This window comes from Pedobacter sp. Leaf176, from assembly GCF_001424305.1.
In the GTDB taxonomy this organism is placed as follows: Bacteria; Bacteroidota; Bacteroidia; order Sphingobacteriales; family Sphingobacteriaceae; genus Pedobacter.
In genome coordinates, this window is record NZ_LMPD01000004.1 from 23,984 (window position 1) to 43,036 (window position 19,053).

Sequence of the window (19,053 nt, forward strand, 5' to 3'; positions counted from 1 at the left end):
TTTTAAATAAATGATTAGTATAAAAATATTCACGTTTAACGCATACAGCGAAAACACTTACGTTTTATTTGACGAAACCAGGGAATGTGTTATTATCGACCCTGGCATGTACGATGGAACAGAACAGAACGAAATTGTGGCTTATATAAAAGAAAAAAACCTTAACCCAGTTCTGCTTCTGAATACGCATTGTCATCTAGACCATATTTTCGGAAACAAATTTGTTTTTGATACCTATGGTTTAAAACCGCAATTTCATAAAGGCGAATTATCGGTTTTGCAGGCCGTTCCGGCTTATGCGCCTCAAATGGGTTTTTCAAGATATGAGCTTTCTCCTGAGCCGGAAAACTTTTTGGAAGAAACAGGAACCGTTAACTTCGGTAACAGTTCTTTAGAGCTAATTTTTGCACCAGGTCACTCACCCGCTCACCTGTGTTTTTACAATGAGGCTGATGGCTTTTTAATAGGAGGAGATGTTCTTTTTTATGGTAGTATTGGCCGTACAGATCTACCCGGAGGAAACCATCAACAACTAATTGAGAACATTAAAACGCAACTTTTCCCTTTACCAGATGCGGTAAAAGTTTATCCCGGCCACGGGCCCGCTACCACAATCGGATTTGAAAAAGAACATAATCCATTCTTTTAATGTTAGATGTAAAGACAGGTTATACATTCCAGAAGGCATTAAGTTTTCCCTGTTACATTTTCCTTATATTTAAACTGTGAATACACCCCTATATATTGCAAAAAGGTATTTATTTGCTAAGAAATCAACCAATGCAATTAACCTGATCTCCGGAATTTCTATGGTTGGTGTTATGGTAGGTAGTGCGGCTTTAATTATCATTCTATCCGTGTTTAATGGTTTGGAAGTTACCATTCTCAATATGTTTAACACGATGACGCCGGAGCTAGCCATTGTTCCGACAAGGGGGAAAACTTTCGATCCGAATACCAAATACTTCAGTCAGCTCAAAAACAATGAGCAAATATATTCTTACACGGAGGTTCTACAGGAAAATGCTCTGCTTAAATATAATAATAAGCAGGCAGTTGGTATGGTTAAAGGTGTAAGTTACGATTACCTGAAGAATCCAAAATTAGATAGTACCATTCGTGAAGGCAGGTTTGTACTCCGTAATAGAAGTGGCTACAGTTCTGTGATCGGATCAGCTCTGCAAGCTTACCTGGCCGTGAATACCGTTGATCCATTTACTGAACTGGAAATCTTCTCACCAAAGAAAAACATCGCTGTAAATAACCTTAACCCCGCTGATGATTTTGTAAATAAAAGCATTCGCGTTAGCGGGGTATTTGAAGTTCAGCAGGAATTTGATAACGGAATAGTAGTGCCATTGGATTTTGCCAGGGAACTTTTAGGAGAAGAAAAAAATGTGTCATCGATAGAGATTAACTTCAAGCCAGGTGTTAATGTGGATAATTTCCAGAAAGAGATATCAGCAAAAGCTGGCAGTACATTTGAAGTACTTAACAGGGCTCAGCAAAATCGTTCGTTGTATCATATTTTAAATACAGAAAAATGGGCGGTGTACATTATTCTCACTTTTATTTTAATCATCGCTATATTTAATATTATTGGCTCACTTACGATGCTGGTGATAGATAAGGTAAAAGATATCGCCATTCTGAGCAGTTTGGGCGCAAGTAAAAAGCTAATAAAGCGGATATTTCTACTTGAGGGTATGATGATTACCATGTCGGGCTGTGTGCTCGGCTTATTAATCGGGCTTATATTTTATTTTCTGCAACATAAATACGGCCTAATCAAGATGGGTGAAGATACGCTTGTAAGTTCTTATCCGATAGGACTTAAATGGAAAGATTTTATTTTAGTTTTTCTAACAGTGGGCTTTTTCTCATTTTTGGCATCTGCTTTGTCATCAAATTTGAGCGTAAAGAAGATAGATCAGCTAAATCAAACATTATAAACATGAAGTTATTTAAACAAGCAACTGTATTTGCTATACTATCTGGTATGGCCTTTGCCGCTTGTAACAGACAAGAAAAGCCGGAAGAGAATAGTAACCTCAAAATTATTAAAGGTTTATATAGCTTTGGCCCCGAAATGAAATCTTTTACCCTTTGCGAAGATGGAAGGGAATATTGGGTTGCAGACAGCGTTAAAAATCTGGAACTTTCCTACAGTAATTTAAATTTTGAGAAACCTTATGAGCCTGTTTATGTAGAGTTACAAGGTTATTTTACAAAGTCTGATACGGCAACAGTTGCTGCGGATTTTGACTCTACCCTGGTGGTTACCAAGGTCATCAAAATCAGTAAGGAGATACCTGATGGCCCTTGTGCGCAGTAACCTGCTCAGCTTTCGGGTTAAGAGATTAAATAAACAGTAAATAATATTTGGGCGTTTTAACACGCTTTCCGCTGTATCTTTTTGGCTGCCTTTCAAAACACCCGATGCTCAGCCAAAAAGGATGCCGCTTCAATCGTTAACGCTGAACCTTAATGCATTAGTGTTTAGTATCAGTCATACAAAACGCAAACAATCAAGCCCCGTATTTGCTTATATGTGTTATATAAATATCCTGCATTCAAGAATAAAAATTATCTCAGGATCACAATATTGTGAGGATTCACTGTCGATATTTTATTTTAGCGGAAATTATAATGATGGAAGAAATAACGTGGAATGATTTTGTGAAGGTAGAATTACGCGCAGGGACAATAATAGAAGTTTTTGATTTCCCGGAAGCCAGAAAACCTGCATATAAACTAAGGGTCGATTTTGGTGAATTCGGTATTAAAACCAGCAGTGCGCAAATCACTAAACTATACACTAAAGAAGAATTACCAGGTAAACAGATTATTGGCGTGGTTAACTTCCCCAAAAAGCAAATCGGCAAATTCATGTCCGAATTTTTAGTTACAGGTTTCGCGGATGAGAATGGTGACATTGTATTAACGACCTTGAGTGGAAAAGTTCCTAATGGGAGTAAAATGATATAAGTTATCTTTGGGAATGAGTTTTTACAATTTTGAAACCAGCGATCCGGAAGCAGAAGATATACATTATATGAAACTGGCTTTAGCAGAAGCGCAAAAAGCACTGGCTGAAGATGAGATACCGATTGGTGCAATTATCGTTTCAAAAAACAGAGTTATCGGCCGCGGGTACAACCTAACTGAGCGCTTAAATGATGTAACGGCACATGCAGAAATGCAGGCTTTTACATCAGCAAGCCAAACCATAGGTGGGAAATACCTTACAGACTGTACCCTTTACGTAACCATCGAACCTTGTGTAATGTGTGCAGGGGCAAGTTACTGGACACAAATAAGCAGAATTGTTTATGGTGCCCGAGAGGAAAAACGAGGCTTTTTATCTAAAGGTGTTAATTTACTTCATCCAAAAACAGAATTGATAGGTGGCGTGATGGCCGAACAATGCGCTTCTATGATGAGAAATTTTTTTGCAAAAAAAAGATAGTTTAATGGTTACAAAACCAATTGATGATAATAACATGAACAAAACTTAACCTTTGAATGTTATATTTGTTTCAGAAAACAATTTTTTAAACTTAAACATATACATTATTATGGCTTTTGAATTACCTGCGTTACATTACGCAACCGATGCATTAGAACCGCATATTGATAAAACAACCATGGAAATCCACCATGACAAACATCACCAGGCTTATGTTACTAACCTGAATAAAGCGTTAGAAGGTAAACCTGAAGCAAATTCAAAGATCGAGGATATTGTTAAAAATATTTCAAAATATCCTGCTGCAGTTAGAAATAACGGTGGCGGACACTATAACCACTCATTATTCTGGAACATTTTAGGTCCTAATAAAGGTGGCGAACCAACTGGCGACCTAGCGAAGGCAATTTCAGATACTTTTGGTTCTTTTGCTGATTTAAAAACCAAAATGCAAGAAGCTGGTGCAACCCGTTTTGGCTCTGGCTGGGCTTGGTTATCAGTTGGTGCCGATAAAAAACTTCAGGTTTCTTCAACCCCAAATCAAGATAATCCTTTAATGGACGTGGCGGAAGTAAAAGGAACGCCAATTTTGGGTATTGATGTTTGGGAGCACGCTTATTATTTAAAATACCAGAACAAACGCCCTGATTACTTAGCTGCAATCTGGAATGTGGTTAATTGGGACGCTGTTGCAGAGCTTTACAAAAAAGCATTGTAATAATCTCTAAATAAGATTACTGAAGCCTGCAAACACAATTTGCAGGCTTTCTTATTAATTAATACCTTCGCATATAATATTTATCAACATGAAGAAGTTTATAATTTTATTTTTAATGGCAATTGGATTTGGTTCTTTAGCTATTGCTCAACAAAAGGCACCAACACCAAGTGAGATTGCAAAGAAAAATGTGGAAGATTTAGATAAGAAGCTGAAACTTAATGATACTCAAAAAAGCATAATTTATAGCTTGACCTTTAATCAGGCCAAAGAACAATCTGATTTAGTAAAACGACAGCAAGCGGGTAATACTAAAGAAGATGATATTGATAAGTATTACAAAATGCAAAACGAAACTTCAAAAAGCATTCGTAATGTTTTAAAGGGTGAACAGCAGGCTAAGTATGATAGAATCATTGAAGACCGTTTAAGCGGAAAGGCCAATAAGAAAAAGAAAAAAGAAGAAGAAGTTGAAGGTGACATCAGCGGACTTCTAATAAAAACGGAAAAAGTAAATTAAAACCGGCATTTTAAACGCCGATTAAATACCTACCACATCTTTTTTCTTTTTTTGCTTCATCGTCTTAGGAATAATTTCTGAAATTTCATCTTTTAATGCGTTTAACATGCGTTTTTTAACGAAATTTTTATGAGTCACTAAGCTAATCTCCCTTACCGGTTCGGGCGATTTAAAATGCCTGATTCTGTTGGTTTGTTTCGAGTTTAATTCCGCTATTGCTAATTCTGGTAAAAGTGTTGCGCCACCATTTAAGTCGACCATTCTGATAAGCGTTTCCACGCTGCCTGTATTATATTCAAGACCTTGTAAACGATTGTTTTTTGTTGAGCGGCATATGTTCAAAACCTGGTTTCGCATGCAATGACCTTCATTTAGAAGCCAGATATTTTCTTCGTTTAGATCTTCAGCGTCTACTGATTTTTTCTTGTACAGCTTACTGTTTTTACTAATGTAGCTTACAAAGTTTTCATAATAAACAGGTATTTCAATAATGTTTGCATCCGTTAATGGAGTTGCCAGAATCCCACAATCTAAAACTCCTGTTTTTAAATGATTAATTATATCTTCTGTTGTATACTCCCAAATCATCAATTTCAACTCCGGATACTTTTCCAGCATGGCAGAAATTACTTCCGGCAACAGATATGGCGCAACAGTAGGTATCACTCCAATGCGTAGTTCACCGGAAACATTTTGCTGCTGACTGGTAATTAGTTCCTTAATTTTGCTGCTTTCCTGAAGAATAATTCTCGCCTGAGCAACGATTTGAGTGCCGATTTCAGTTGGACTAACTGGTTGCTTGCTTCTGTCGAATATTTTTACGCTTAAAAGTTCTTCAAGTTTTTGTACCTGCATACTTAAAGTTGGCTGGGTGACAAAACATTTATCTGCTGCGGTTACGAAACTTCTGTAAGTATCAACAGCAACGATGTATTCAAGCTGAACTAAGGTCATATAGCTAAAATTGATTTATATTTTCAAATATATAAATTATATCTATTGTTATATCCCATGGCAAAAATATTTTCTGAATAAGGTGCGTATTTCCGAGTATACAAACTTTATGATGTAATAAAAAAACCAATGAAATGTACTATACGCCTCGTTAGTGATTAAAAATCAGTCAATTCAAGAACTGTGGTCCAATAAAGAAAAATGCATTTTGACTTAACTTCCGCCAGATGAGTTTATTTTTTAAGCTCATTAAATACTAATCTAGCTAGTTCGGCCGCACCCGCAGGTTGAAAGTGCGTATTATCCTTTTGGCCATTTGGGTAAGCTTCATATTTGCCAGAATCAAGATTCATAAAATATTTTTCTGTTACAAAATCCTTCCCTTTTAAGGTGAAAAATTCTGCTGAAAGTTTCGTTAAGTCAATCAATGGTACATTCAATTCAGAGGCTACATCTCTAACCGCTTGTGGATAGTTGCCATGAGCATTGCCTAACTTACCGTCTTTCCAGGGATAATTTCTTGCTACTGGAGTAATCAAAATCGGAATAGCCTTCTTTTGTCTGGTTTGGTTCACATACATCCTCAAAAAATCTTTGTACGCTGCAATTGGCGTATATCTTTCTGGTTTATCTGTCGCAGCATCGTTATGCCCGAATTGAATCATAACCAAATCTTTTTTTGTTAAAGACTGAAAAACTTCTTTCCACCTACCTTCCTCAAAAAAACTCCTTGTGCTTCTTCCGCCCATTGCCTTATCAACAACTATTGCGCTGTCGCTTTTAATTAAATGGTTAACCTTTTTTAAGCTATCTTTAGTTAAGAATTTTTGGAAAACCTGTCCCCAGCCTGTAATGGGGTATTTTTTACGCTTATAATCGTTTTCAAGGCTGTAATCTGCGACAGTAGAATCACCGATTAAAAAAACCTTTACCGGCCTTGATTTTATGTTAAATGACAAACATATAGCGAGGGCACATACGGTTATAATATATAAGTATAAGCGTTTCTTCATATTTATTTGAGCTTGTCAATACGAAACCAGTCATATTCGGCAAAACCTGAATCATTTGTCTGCGAATCTCTTGATGCGAACAAGCCAACCTTCGCTCCAATCCATTTTCCTGCCACTGCCTGAAATTCATCAGGAACACTTATAAATTTTGTACCATCTTCACTATAGCTAAACTGGCATTTCGCGCCATGCGATACGCTGACTCTTAAATGAAGCGTTGCAGATTTAAGCTTAAGAATCTCCTTTTCATGCGCTTCTTTTCCATTGTCGGCAAAATTGCAAATGCTATAAACCAAGTAAGTGCCGTCTCTTCTACTCCTGATGTCGATGGCAGCATAACTTCTGCCCATAACGACCAGACCGGTACGCTCGTTCTCAAGTTTAGGATTTGGTTTAAAATTTACTTTCGTTGTTACGGTAAATTCCTCAGCCGGAAATTTTTGCAACAATAAGTTAGGGACATCCCAAAGATTTTTAGCGCCGTCGGGTATTTTAGCAGTATATAATTTTAGTACACCTTTGTTTGCATCATTAAAAGACCAGGTAGCTTGTGGATTTGCCTGCCACTGCCATTGCAAACCCGATCTCATAGCATTAAATTCATCACTTTCTACTGGTGTTTCTATCGAATACACCTTTCCAACATTTGGTTTCCTGAAAATGGAAACCGGCTCGCCTTTTCCATCGGCATTTTTATCTATACCGATAACAGGCCAGTTATCGACCCATTTCATCGGCTGAAGGTGAACCACCCGCCCATAGGCATCCTTATCCTGGAAATGGAGAAACCAATCTTCACCGCTCTTTGTATTTATCCAGGCACCCTGGTGAGGACCATTAATTCCGGATTCGCCTTCATCCATAACTATTCTGCGCTCGTATGGCCCGTAGATGTTCCGGCTTCTCAAAACCAATTGCCACCCAGTAGATACGCCGCCTGCCGGCGCAAACAGGTAATAAAAACCATTTCTTTTATAAAACTTGGGGCCTTCTATGGTTGGGTCGAGCTCGTGCCCATCGTAAACTATTGTTCCGGCTGCTGTGGCTTTAGTTCCTTCAGGATTTAATGGCATAATTGCTAAAACACTTTTTATTCCCGCGCGACTGCCGGCATAGGCATAGGCCAGATACGTTTTACCATTTTCATCCCAAAAGGGACAAGGATCTATTAGACCTTTGCCCGCAACCACTAATTGCGGTGCTGACCAGGGCCCTTTTATACTTTTGGTTTTTGTAAAATAAATCCCAAAGTCAGGATCAGGGTAATAAATATAAAATTCGCCATTACGATGGCGGATTGATGGTGCCCAAACACCATTTCCATGTTGGGTTTTCTCGAAATGCTCGAACGGGGGCTGACGAAGCAAAGCGTGACCAATTATTTTCCAGTTTACCAAATCTCTAGAATGTAAAATGGGCAGTCCAGGGACCGCATCAAAGCTTGATGCAATCATATAAAAATCATCGCCAACGCGAATGGCGTCAGGATCTGAATAATCAGCATTTATTACCGGGTTTTTATACGTTCCGTTCCCTAAGTCGGGCACCCAGACTTTTGAAATATAGGTTGCGTTGTCTGATTTTTGGGCAAAAGTTAATAAAGAAAATAAGCAGCAGAGCATTACGTTTATCAGAATTTTCATGGAATAGGTTTTGAAAAACAACTTTATATTTTTTGTTAAACAAGATTAGGCGATTTTTAATTTTATTCCAATCTTTATTGTGCAATCGTTCCCGTTATCGTTTGCGATGTTTATTTTTAACAAACGTTCTTCCTCAATAACTTTAATGATTAAAATTGTTCATCATATATTAATTAATAACGGCTGCGTTTAGGTTTACCAACAACGTGGCCGATTTTTATTTTATCTAACCAAATATGAGAAACTACCTTTTCTTCATTCTGCTATCGTTTTGCTTTGTTGCAAATGCCAGTGATGTTAAACCGGATTTTATTGTAGCAACGGACGGTACCGGGAACTTCAAAACCGTTCAGGAAGCAATAAATGCCGTTCCCGATTTCAGAAATAAGATAACCATAATATTTATCAAGAAAGGCATTTATAAAGAAAAACTGGTTTTAGCTGGATCAAAGAAAAATGTAAAATTTATTGGTGAAAGTTTGAAGGAAACCATTTTAACCTATGATGACTATAATCAAAAGAAAAATATTTTTGGTGAAGAAAAAGGAACGTCAGGTTCATCGAGTTTTTATATTTATGGTGAAGGGTTTTCAGCTGAAAACCTCACTTTCGAGAATTCTTCCGGGCCGGTAGGGCAAGCTGTGGCCGTTTGGGCCGGAGGCGATAAATTGATTTTTAATAACTGTCGATTTTTAGGATTTCAAGATACACTTTACACTTATGGCGCCAATAATCGGCAATATTATTACAACTGCTACATAGAAGGTACTGTCGACTTCATTTTTGGTGCTTCAACAGCTTGGTTTCAAAATTGCACAATTTTTTGCAAGAAATCAGGCTATATCACTGCTGCGTCAACCGCAGATACAACAAAATTTGGATATGTTTTTAATAATTGCAAGATACTTGGCAGTGCACCTGCAAACAGTTTTTATTTAGGCAGGCCGTGGCGTCCATTTGCTAAAGTTGCTTATTTAAACTGCGAATTGCCCGAGTTAATTAATCCTCTCGGCTGGAATAATTGGGGCAAGGAATCGAATGAACAAACCGCTTATTATGCTGAATACAAAAGTACCGGTAAAGGCGCAAATGCTAGCAAAAGAGTTGTTTGGTCGCACCAACTAACGGAAAATGAGTATAAAGCCTATACTTTGGAAAACGTTTTCCAAGGCTGGGTTCCTGTCGCTAAATAAAGCTATAAAATATTGATCTTAAATGAATTGAATGACTTATTCTTTAAAAATCTGCCATTTTCTCTGGCAACGATTGCATAGATTTCTCTTCTGTTTTTACATTAAAGACCGTACACTTGTTTTAATAATAACCAGGTATAATTTAACGGAGCAAAGCATGAATCTTTTTAAGGGTAAAATCTATTCTATATTTTCGGTATCTGTTGGTTTGTGTTTAATGACTGCAACCGCTGTTTTTGCTCAGAGACAAGTACTGCCTGTTATACAACAAGTAAAATTTAAAAAAGATACAACTAGTATAATTGTCTATGGTGCAAAGGGTGACGGTTTGACTCTGAATACCTCAAATATTAATAAAGCAATTGCAAGTGTTAGTGAGAAAGGTGGCGGCGTTGTTTTAATTCCTTCAGGTTTATGGTTAACCGGCCCTATTGAGTTAAAAAGCAATGTTAACCTGCATTTAAAACGCGATGCCATTTTGCAGTTCACGGATGATTTCAACCAATATAAATTAGTTGAGGGCAATTGGGAAGGACAACCCGCTTGGCGTAATCAGAGTCCCATTTCAGGAACAAAGCTTGAAAACATTGCTATTACCGGTTCTGGAATAATTGATGGTAACGGTGGTGCATGGCGGATGGTCAAAAAGGACAAATTAACCGAAACCCAATGGCAGAAATTAGTCGCTTCTGGAGGCTCAGTTAGTGAAGATGGAAAACTATGGTATCCATCACAAAAAGCAGTTAAAGGTTCTAAAACAAAAAATGCAGGCGTAATGGTTCCGGGAAAAACAGCTGCAGATTACGAGGATATAAAAGATTTTCTTCGACCTAACCTGGTTGTACTAACCAGCTGCAAAAAAATCCTGTTGGAGGGTGTTACTTTCCAGAATTCGCCAGCATGGAACCTACACCCTTTAATGTGTGAAGATTTAACACTAAGAAATCTGCAGGTTAAAAACCCGTGGTTTGCTCAAAATGGTGATGGCGTTGATGTGGAATCATGCAAAAATGTATTAATTGAAGGCAGCACATTTGATGTTGGCGATGATGGCATTTGCATTAAATCCGGCAGGGATGAATCAGGAAGGAAACGTGGTATGCCAACGGAAAATGTTATCATCAGAAATAACATCGTTTACCATGCACACGGAGGTTTTGTAATTGGAAGCGAAATGAGTGGCGGAGCCAAAAACATCTGGGTTTATGACTGCTCTTTTATCGGAACTGATATTGGTTTACGCTTTAAAACTACCCGTGGTCGAGGGGGTGTTGTAGAAAATATATACGTGAATAATATTAATATGATTGATATTCCCGGCGAAGCAATTCTGTTTGATATGTATTATGCGGCACAAGACCCGGTCCCTTTAGCAGGAGAAAAACGCGAAGCAATCAAAACAGTAACTGTTCCGGTTACGGAAGCAACACCGCAATTTAAAAGCTTTTATATAAAGGATGTTGTTGCAAATGGTGCGGAAAAGGCAATCTTTATCAGAGGACTTCCGGAGATGAATATCAAAGATGTCCATTTGGAGAACGTAACCATTCAGGCTAAAAAAGGAATTGAAATTATCGAAGCTTCGGGTATTTCCCTCAAAAATGTAAATGTAATTACCGACAATACCAATCCTATCGTACATGTACAAAACGGAAAGGACATTCAAATCAATGGACTGCGGTATAAAAATGGTAGTGAGCTATTGTTCAACATTACCGGAGAAAAAACAAAAGGTGTAAAAGTTAGTGGAACTGATGTCTCGAAAGCGATTAAAACGTCAGTTTTTGGTGAAGAAGCAAACAAAACCGCATTAGAAATCTCTAAATAATATGAAAGAATTTAGTGTACAAAAATTATTGACTGTTGTGATTCTAACGCTGTTATCAAACAGTGTTTTTGCGCAGAAAAAGTTATCAGAACAACTTACTCTAACGGCAATGGAAACATTGTTTCAGGACACCACGGTTTTAAAAGATGCAAAGGGACCAAAATGGAGCTATGATATGGGTGTGGTATTAGAAGGTGCGGCGCAAGTATGGCGGAATACCGGGAACGGCGACTATTTTAAATACATCCAGAGTTCAATGGATGCATACGTTGACAAAACAGGGACCATCAGAACTTACAAAACTGAAGATTTTAATATCGACAATGTCAAAAATGGCAGGTCGCTTTTATTACTTTATAAAGTTACCGGACAGACTAAATATTTAACCGCAGCTACACAATTGTACGTGCAACTTCAAGATCAACCGCGCACAAAAGAAGGCGGTTTTTGGCATAAGAAAATTTATCCAAATCAAATGTGGTTAGATGGCTTGTACATGGCCGAACCGTTTTATGCAGAATACGCTGTGCTAATGAAAAAAGACGCGGCTTTTGATGACATAGCCAATCAGTTTATATTGATGGAAAAGAATTCCAGAGATGCAAAAACGGGTTTACTTTATCATGGATATGATGAAAGCAGATTAGAAAAGTGGGCGGATAAAACAACAGGAAAATCCCCGAATTTTTGGGGAAGGGCAATGGGTTGGTACGTTATGGCTTTAGTAGATGTTCTTGATAATTTTCCAAAAACACATTCAAAATATAAGGAGCTTATTGCGATTTTAAATCGCACTGCAAACGCCGCGCTTAAATACCAGGATGCAAAATCCGGCGTATGGTACGACATTTTAAATATGCCAACGCGAAAAGGCAATTACCTTGAATCTTCTGCATCTAGTATGTTTGTTTATGGTTTTGCAAAAGGGGTTCGGAAAGGTTATTTACCGCAATCTTTTGCAGCCGCTGCCAATAAAGGTTACGCCGGCTTAAAGAAAGAATTTATAGAATCTGCTGGCAGTGAGCGGGTAAACTTAACTAAAACGGTTTCTGTTTCCGGCTTGGGTGGCAAACCGAAGTATCGTGATGGGAGTTTTGAGTACTACATCAGCGAAAAAGTGATAACTAACGACCCGAAAGGCGTTGGTGCATTCATTTGTGCAGCAAGCGAGATGGAAATTGCCGCACTTCCTAAACCGGGCAAGGGCTATACTGTAACGGTTGATAATTTTTTCAATAACGAATACATGACCGGACCAACAGGAGACAAAATTCCTTTCCATTATTTGTGGAATGAGGATGATAACAATGGTTTTTCATTATTAGGAAAAGTATTTAACGATGCCGGTGTTAAAACATCCACTCTTTCAACAGCTCCGACTACTGCAAACTTAAAGGGAACAAGCATTTACATCATTGTTGACCCCGATACAGAGAAAGAAACTGCCAAACCAAATTACATGGATGCTGCTCACGCAAAACAAATTAGCGAATGGGTAAAAGCCGGTGGCGTTTTAGTGCTTCTACTGAATGATGTTGGCAATTGTGAAATCACAAAATTTAATGTCTTACCCGAAACTTTTGGCATTCATTTTAATGAAGACAGCCGGAATAAAGTTCAGGGTTTGAATTTCGAGCAAGGCGCAATTACCATTCCTTCGGGCAATGGAATTTTTAAAATGGCCAAAAAAGTTTATATCAAGGAGATTTCTACAATTGTAGCTAAAGCGCCTGCAGTTTCTGCTTTGACGGATAAGGGTGATGTAATTATCGCGACAGCAAAATACGGCAAAGGAACTGTTTTCGCAGTTGGCGACCCATGGTTTTACAACGAATATATCGATGGTAGAAAATTACCTAAAGACCTCGAAAACTTCAAGGCGACCAATGATTTAGTAAACTGGTTGATTAAACAGGTGCCGGCAATAAAAAAATAAGATGAAAGACTTAAAGCTTTTTTTGAGTATTGCCTGCTGCAATTTGCTGATGTCTTGCCATGCGCAAATGCCGACTGATTCTATTGCAGATAAAATGTTGATTTACCAATTAAGCAACGGTGGCTGGCCTAAGCAGTTAGAAGACAAAAGTGTCGTAAACTATGATTTGGCTTTAACGCCTGAGCTTAAAGAAAAGATAAAAGCCACAACAGCTTTTCATGCCACTTTCGACAATAAAGCGACCAGTAGAGAAGTTATTTACCTGGTAAAAACATATAAGAAAACTCAAAATAAAAGGTACTTAAGAGCTGCAGAAAAAGGCCTGGATTATATTCTGGAAGCCCAGTATGCGAATGGTGGCTGGCCGCAATATTATCCTGATAAGGCGCTATATCGTTCAGAAATTACCTACAATGATGATGCAATGATTAACGTGTTAAACATTTTGCAGGACATCGCGACGCAAACCAACGATTTTGAAAATGTTAACGCTTCATATGTTGATAAGTCTAAAGCTGCTGTTAGCAAAGGGTTGTCTTGCATTTTAAAAACCCAGATAAAGCAAAACGAAAAATTAGCCATTTGGGCCGCGCAGTACGATAAAGACTCGATGTTGCCCGCAAAAGCAAGAGCTTTCGAACCGGCATCTTTAAGCACCAGCGAGTCAGCCAGTATTGTACGTTTCCTGATGCGGTTTAAGAACCCTTCTGCTGAAATCAGAAATTCAATTAATGGAGCTGTAAACTGGTTCACTGAATCTGAAATTAAGGGCTATCGTTTCGAAAGAGAGCGAACAGGTTCTGGTTTGATTCGCGATAACAGTGCCACGGTTTGGGCCCGCTTTTACGATTTGGAAAAAAACATTCCAATATTCGGCGACCGCGACAATACAGTGAAATTAAAGTTAGAGGATTTAAGTCCTGAGCGTAGAAATGGCTATGCATGGTATGGCAACTGGGGCCAAAAATTAATCGAAAAAGACTATCCGAAATGGTTAGCATCCAACGGAATAAAATAAGGTTAAACTCGTCGTTGACGAAAATCGTAAAAGCATGATTTTAAGTAAAGAAAATTTAAAAAACATTAGCGGGGCCAACGTGAGTATTCCTGCTGCAGAACTTTTGGAATTGCCAGAGAGAGTCATTCAATTTGGTACAGGTGTTTTACTTCGTGGTTTACCAGATTACTTTATTGATAAGGCCAACAGAAACGGCATTTTCAGCGGTCGCGTTTTGGTTGTAAAATCTACTTCAAAGGGCGGCGCCGACGCATTTTCTAAACAAGACAACCTTTACACACTTTGCGTAAAAGGCATAGAAGATGGTTTAAATGTAGAAGAAAACACTATCAATGCTTCGATAAGCCGTGTTTTATCCGCTTCTCAGGATTGGGCAGAAATTCTTAAAGCAGCGCATAATCCTGATATGCAGGTTGTAATTTCAAACACGACAGAAGTTGGAATAGTGCTTAGTGAAGATAAAATAACTGATAACCCGCCGCAATCTTATCCAGGCAAATTGCTTGCTTTTTTACACGAAAGATATAAGGCTTTTAATGGTTCAGAAGAAAGCGGAATGGTTATCGTACCGACCGAATTAATTAGCGATAATGCTGATAAGTTGAAAGATATTTTATTGAAGCTGTCAGTTCAGAACAAACTAAGCTGGGATTTTGAGCAATGGCTCAAAACTGCAAATCATTTCTGTAAAACTTTGGTTGATAGAATCGTACCCGGAAAACTTCCTGCCGATGAGCAGAAAGCTATCGAAAGTCAGCTGGGTTATACCGATGAACTGATGATTATGGCAGAGCCTTTCAGATTGTGGGCCATTGAATCTTCTAGTCCGAGGGTTAAAGAAATTTTATCTTTTGAGAAAGCCGATAAAGGAATTTTTATCGTTCCCTCTATAAATAAATTTAAAGAATTAAAGCTTCGTTTACTCAATGGAACACATACTCTAAGCTGTGGTTTAGCAATTTTATCAGGCTTTAATACTGTAAAAGAAGCAATGGCTGATGAGGTTTTCGCAAAGTATGTTTCTAACTTAATGCGACAGGAAATCGCACATTCTTTAGAGAATGACGACATCACTTATCAGGATGCTGTTGATTTCGCATCGAGCGTAACAGACCGTTTCAGTAATCCTTTTTTAGAGCACCAATGGCAGGCAATTACATTGAATTTTACATCGAAAATGCAAATGCGTAACATGCCTTTAATTAGAAAATATTACAGCCAGAAAAATGAAGTGCCGCCGCTAATCGCAGTAGGTTTGGCTGCTTACATTATTTTCATGAATACAACAAAAGATGAAGAGAATTATATAGCTATTGTAAACGGAAAAACGTATCCCATTCAGGATGAATTTGCTGGGATTTTATATGAATATTGGAAGAACCCTGAAACCGCAATCGATAATATTTTAGGCGATAGACGTTTATGGGATAAAAACCTCAACAATTACCCTGGCTTCAATGCAGCGATAAAAAATTACGTTGAGTTATTACAAAATACAGGTGCAAAAGAAACATTGAGTAACTTGCACACAGAAAGAGCAATTTAAACATGGTTACAAGAATTTTAAAAATACATCCTAACGATAACGTTCTGGTTGCCTTGCAGGATTTGGCAAAAGGCGAAACCATAATTCATGATGGGAATGAATATACTTTGCAAGATGATATTCATGCAAAGCATAAATTTTTTATGCAGGATATGAACCCTGGCGACCCAATTATGATGTATGGGGTTTTAGTAGGAAAAGCGCAACACTTTATCTTAAAAGGTGGATTAATGGATACTGAAAATACTAAACATGCTTCAGATCCTTTTGAGTTTCGCCCCTATCATTATGAATGGCATGCACCAGATGTTTCAAAATTCGAGGGTAGGACTTTTAATGGCTACCATCGTAGTGACGGCCGAGTTGGAACTGCAAATTATTGGTTATTTATTCCAACTGTTTTTTGCGAGAACCGCAATCTTGATGTTATTCGGGAGGCCTTACACAATGAATTGGGTTATGCTGTCACCGATAAATACAAATCGTATGCCCATCAATTAGTGGATGCATACAAAAATGGCGAAAGCCTGGAAGAAGCAGATCCAAGTTCAATTGGCCAGCCAACCCCTGCTGCAAACCGTATTTTCAAAAACGTTGATGGGATAAAATTTCTGAATCATCAGGGTGGTTGCGGTGGTACTCGCCAGGATGCGGCGGTTTTAAGTAAACTGTTGGCCGCTTATGCAGATCACCCGAATGTTGCCGGCGTTACGGTTTTAAGCTTAGGCTGCCAGAATTTACAGGTTCAGGATTTTATGAACGATTTAAAACAACGCAGTCCGAATTTTGATAAACCATTATTCATTTTTGAACAACAGCAATCGCAAAGTGAAGAGCAATTGGTTAAGGAAGCAATAAGAAAAACTTTTATAGGTTTAACTGAAATTAATAACATTGAGCGCCAGCCTGCACCACTCAATAAACTTGTTTTGGGTGTTAAATGTGGCGGAAGCGATGGATTTAGCGGTATAAGTGCAAATCCTGCAGTGGGCTATACCTCAGATTTATTAGTAGCCTTAGGCGGAACGGTTCTGCTTGCCGAATTCCCTGAACTTTGTGGTGCTGAACAACAGTTAATCGATAGAACAAAAGATGAAACAGCAGCTCGTAAATTTATTCAATTAATGACTGCTTATAACCAGTCGGCGGAAAATGTCGGTTCTGGTTTTTTCATGAATCCATCACCAGGAAATATTAAAGATGGTTTAATAACCGATGCAATTAAAAGTACCGGCGCAGCAAAAAAGGGTGGTACATCTCCGGTAGAGGATGTTTTAGATTATACTGAACCAGCAATCAAACCCGGTTTAAACTTGGTTTGTACACCTGGAAACGATGTCGAAGCCACAACAGGAAAAGCAGCATCAGGGGCGACTTTGATTCTATTTACAACTGGACTAGGTACGCCAACGGGTAATCCGGTTTGCCCTACCATAAAAGTATCAACAAACAATGCGCTTACCAAACGTATGGGCGACATTATCGATATCAACTGCGGACCGGTTATCGAAGGTTTAAAAACGATTGAACAAATGGGTGAAGACATTCTTGAATATTGCATTAAAGCGGCAAGCGGGGAGGTAATTCCGAAAGCAGTACTGCTAAACCAGGATGACTTTATTCCATGGAAACGTGGTGTAAGTTTATAATAATAAACTCGTTTTTCGATTTACGAAGCAATCGCAATTTTGCACATCGTTAGGTTGACGAATTCAAAAAAATATATTAATAGAGCGAAGACGATTAAGTGTAATACAAGTGATTGTCTTAAATAACATTCCTTTAAATGAAATCTTTTTTAGACGAAAATTTCCTTCTGGAAACTAAAACGGCGCAAAAACTTTATCATGATTTTGCAAAGTCGATGCCGATTATTGACTACCATAATCACTTGATTCCGGAGCAGATTGCAAACGATGTGCAATTCTCAAATATCAGTCAGGTTTGGCTGTATGGCGACCATTACAAATGGAGGGCAATGCGTGCCAATGGTGTCGATGAAAAGTTCATTACGGGGGCGGGCTCAGATTACGAAAAATTTGAAAAATGGGCCGAAACTGTTCCATATACGCTTCGTAATCCATTATACCACTGGACACATTTAGAGTTGCAAAGATATTTTGGAATTAACGATTTGCTTTCAGGTAAAACGGCTCAGAAAATTTATGATGAGTGTTCGTCAAAGTTGCAGACGCCAGAATATTCGGTTCGTGGATTGTTGGCGAAAATGAATGTTGAGGCGGTTTGTACAACTGATGACCCTTTGGATAGTTTGAATTTCCATCAACAGTTGTCAAGAGAAGGCGTAAACCTAAAAATGTTACCTGCGTTTCGCCCCGATAAAGCAATGAACAGTGACGATATCGACGGTTTAAATGAATATATTGATAAGCTGGAAACCGTTTCTGATAGAACAATAAGCAATTTTCAAGATTATTTGGATGCTTTAAAAAGCCGTCACGATTATTTTGCTGAAAACGGATGTTCGGTCTCGGATCATGGTTTGGAACAAATCTATGCTGAAGACTATACAGATGCTGAAATTGCTTCAATATTTGATAAAATCAGAAACAAAAAAAGCATTTCCTATCAGGAAAATCTTCAATTCAAATCGGCAATGTTAATTTATTTTGCTGAATGGGATCACGAAAAAGGTTGGGTACAACAATACCATTTAGGCGCATTGCGTAATAACAATGCCCGTATGCTAAGGCAATTAGGACCCGATACGGGCTGGGATTCTATCGGTGATTTTAGTCAGGCGAGAATGCTTTCTAAATTTTTAAACCGACTGGATAATCAGGATAAATTAGCAAAAACGATTATCTACAACTTAAATCCAGCGGATAACGAATTAATTGCAACCATGATTGGAAACTTCAATGATGGTTCGATCGCGGGTAAAGTTCAATTTGGTTCGGCCTGGTGGTTTTTAGATCAGAAAGATGGTATGATAAAACAATTAAATGCGTTATCAAATATGGGGCTTTTGAGTCGCCTGGTTGGTATGCTTACCGACTCGAGAAGTTTCCTTTCTTTTCCGCGACACGAGTATTTCAGACGAATAGTTTGTAACCTCTTTGGCGAAGATGTAGAAAAGGGCGAATTACCAAACGACTTAGAGTGGATTGGCAAAATAGTGCAGGATATTTCGTATTTTAACGCAAAAAATTACTTTAAATTTTAGACAAAATCAGTCTTCTAGAGCTAAAAAA

At 38.2% G+C, this 19,053-nt stretch carries 17 protein-coding genes; 14 read left to right on the forward strand and 3 right to left on the reverse strand.

Annotated features, from left to right (window positions below; all coding sequences use genetic code 11):
• Positions 1-10: 10 nt before the first annotated feature.
• The 7 genes from ASF92_RS12610 (at position 11) to ASF92_RS12640 (ending at position 4,707) form a co-directional block, all read left to right on the forward strand.
• Positions 11-649 (forward strand): MBL fold metallo-hydrolase, encoded by a 639-nt coding sequence (locus ASF92_RS12610; protein WP_056093383.1) that lies wholly within the window; start codon positions 11-13, stop codon positions 647-649.
• A gap of 76 nt (positions 650-725) precedes the next feature.
• Complete coding sequence (locus tag ASF92_RS12615; RefSeq protein ID WP_056093386.1) at positions 726-1,952, forward strand: ABC transporter permease; 1,227 nt, start codon at positions 726-728, stop codon at positions 1,950-1,952.
• Between the two features lie 2 nt (positions 1,953-1,954).
• A complete protein-coding gene (locus ASF92_RS12620) occupies positions 1,955-2,335 on the forward strand; it encodes a hypothetical protein (RefSeq protein WP_056093389.1) in 381 nt (126 codons plus the stop codon).
• 317 nt (positions 2,336-2,652) lie between these two features.
• Complete coding sequence (locus ASF92_RS12625; protein WP_056094442.1) at positions 2,653-2,988, forward strand: tRNA-binding protein; 336 nt, start codon at positions 2,653-2,655, stop codon at positions 2,986-2,988.
• A 13-nt stretch (positions 2,989-3,001) separates the two neighbouring features.
• Entirely contained in the window at positions 3,002-3,469 is a 468-nt protein-coding gene (locus ASF92_RS12630; protein ID WP_056093392.1) for a nucleoside deaminase, read from the forward strand.
• 109 nt (positions 3,470-3,578) lie between these two features.
• Complete coding sequence (locus ASF92_RS12635; RefSeq protein ID WP_056093395.1) at positions 3,579-4,187, forward strand: superoxide dismutase; 609 nt, start codon at positions 3,579-3,581, stop codon at positions 4,185-4,187.
• A gap of 88 nt (positions 4,188-4,275) precedes the next feature.
• A complete protein-coding gene (locus tag ASF92_RS12640; protein WP_056093398.1) occupies positions 4,276-4,707 on the forward strand; it encodes a hypothetical protein in 432 nt (143 codons plus the stop codon).
• A 21-nt stretch (positions 4,708-4,728) separates the two neighbouring features.
• Here ASF92_RS12640 and ASF92_RS12645 read toward each other — a convergent pair whose 3' ends face one another.
• The 3 genes from ASF92_RS12645 to ASF92_RS12655 form a co-directional block, all read right to left on the reverse strand.
• On the reverse strand, positions 4,729-5,661 hold the full coding sequence (locus ASF92_RS12645) for a hydrogen peroxide-inducible genes activator (RefSeq protein WP_056093400.1): 933 nt from the start codon (positions 5,659-5,661) through the stop codon (positions 4,729-4,731).
• Positions 5,662-5,894: 233 nt separating this feature from the next.
• On the reverse strand, positions 5,895-6,674 hold the full coding sequence (locus ASF92_RS12650; protein WP_056093403.1) for a rhamnogalacturonan acetylesterase: 780 nt from the start codon (positions 6,672-6,674) through the stop codon (positions 5,895-5,897).
• A 2-nt stretch (positions 6,675-6,676) separates the two neighbouring features.
• A complete protein-coding gene (locus ASF92_RS12655; protein WP_056093407.1) occupies positions 6,677-8,317 on the reverse strand; it encodes a glycoside hydrolase 43 family protein in 1,641 nt (546 codons plus the stop codon).
• A gap of 236 nt (positions 8,318-8,553) precedes the next feature.
• Between ASF92_RS12655 and ASF92_RS12660 the strand changes: the two genes are divergently transcribed.
• The 7 genes from ASF92_RS12660 (at position 8,554) to uxaC (ending at position 19,025) form a co-directional block, all read left to right on the forward strand.
• Positions 8,554-9,510 (forward strand): pectinesterase family protein, encoded by a 957-nt coding sequence (locus tag ASF92_RS12660; RefSeq protein WP_056093410.1) that lies wholly within the window; start codon positions 8,554-8,556, stop codon positions 9,508-9,510.
• Positions 9,511-9,667: 157 nt separating this feature from the next.
• Positions 9,668-11,338: a glycoside hydrolase family 28 protein gene (locus ASF92_RS12665; protein WP_082489555.1), complete on the forward strand. Its 1,671-nt coding sequence runs from the start codon at positions 9,668-9,670 to the stop codon at positions 11,336-11,338.
• Position 11,339: 1 nt separating this feature from the next.
• On the forward strand, positions 11,340-13,274 hold the full coding sequence (locus ASF92_RS12670) for a glycoside hydrolase family 88 protein (RefSeq protein WP_056093412.1): 1,935 nt from the start codon (positions 11,340-11,342) through the stop codon (positions 13,272-13,274).
• A 1-nt stretch (position 13,275) separates the two neighbouring features.
• Positions 13,276-14,292 carry a pectate lyase gene (gene pelA, locus ASF92_RS12675; RefSeq protein ID WP_056093415.1) on the forward strand — a complete coding sequence of 339 codons (1,017 nt, stop codon included), beginning with the start codon at positions 13,276-13,278 and terminating at the stop codon, positions 14,290-14,292.
• A 34-nt stretch (positions 14,293-14,326) separates the two neighbouring features.
• Complete coding sequence (locus ASF92_RS12680) at positions 14,327-15,838, forward strand: tagaturonate reductase (RefSeq protein ID WP_056093418.1); 1,512 nt, start codon at positions 14,327-14,329, stop codon at positions 15,836-15,838.
• A 2-nt stretch (positions 15,839-15,840) separates the two neighbouring features.
• A complete protein-coding gene (locus ASF92_RS12685; RefSeq protein WP_056093420.1) occupies positions 15,841-17,487 on the forward strand; it encodes a UxaA family hydrolase in 1,647 nt (548 codons plus the stop codon).
• Between the two features lie 137 nt (positions 17,488-17,624).
• Complete coding sequence (gene uxaC / locus ASF92_RS12690; RefSeq protein ID WP_056093422.1) at positions 17,625-19,025, forward strand: glucuronate isomerase; 1,401 nt, start codon at positions 17,625-17,627, stop codon at positions 19,023-19,025.
• Positions 19,026-19,053 lie beyond the last annotated feature (28 nt).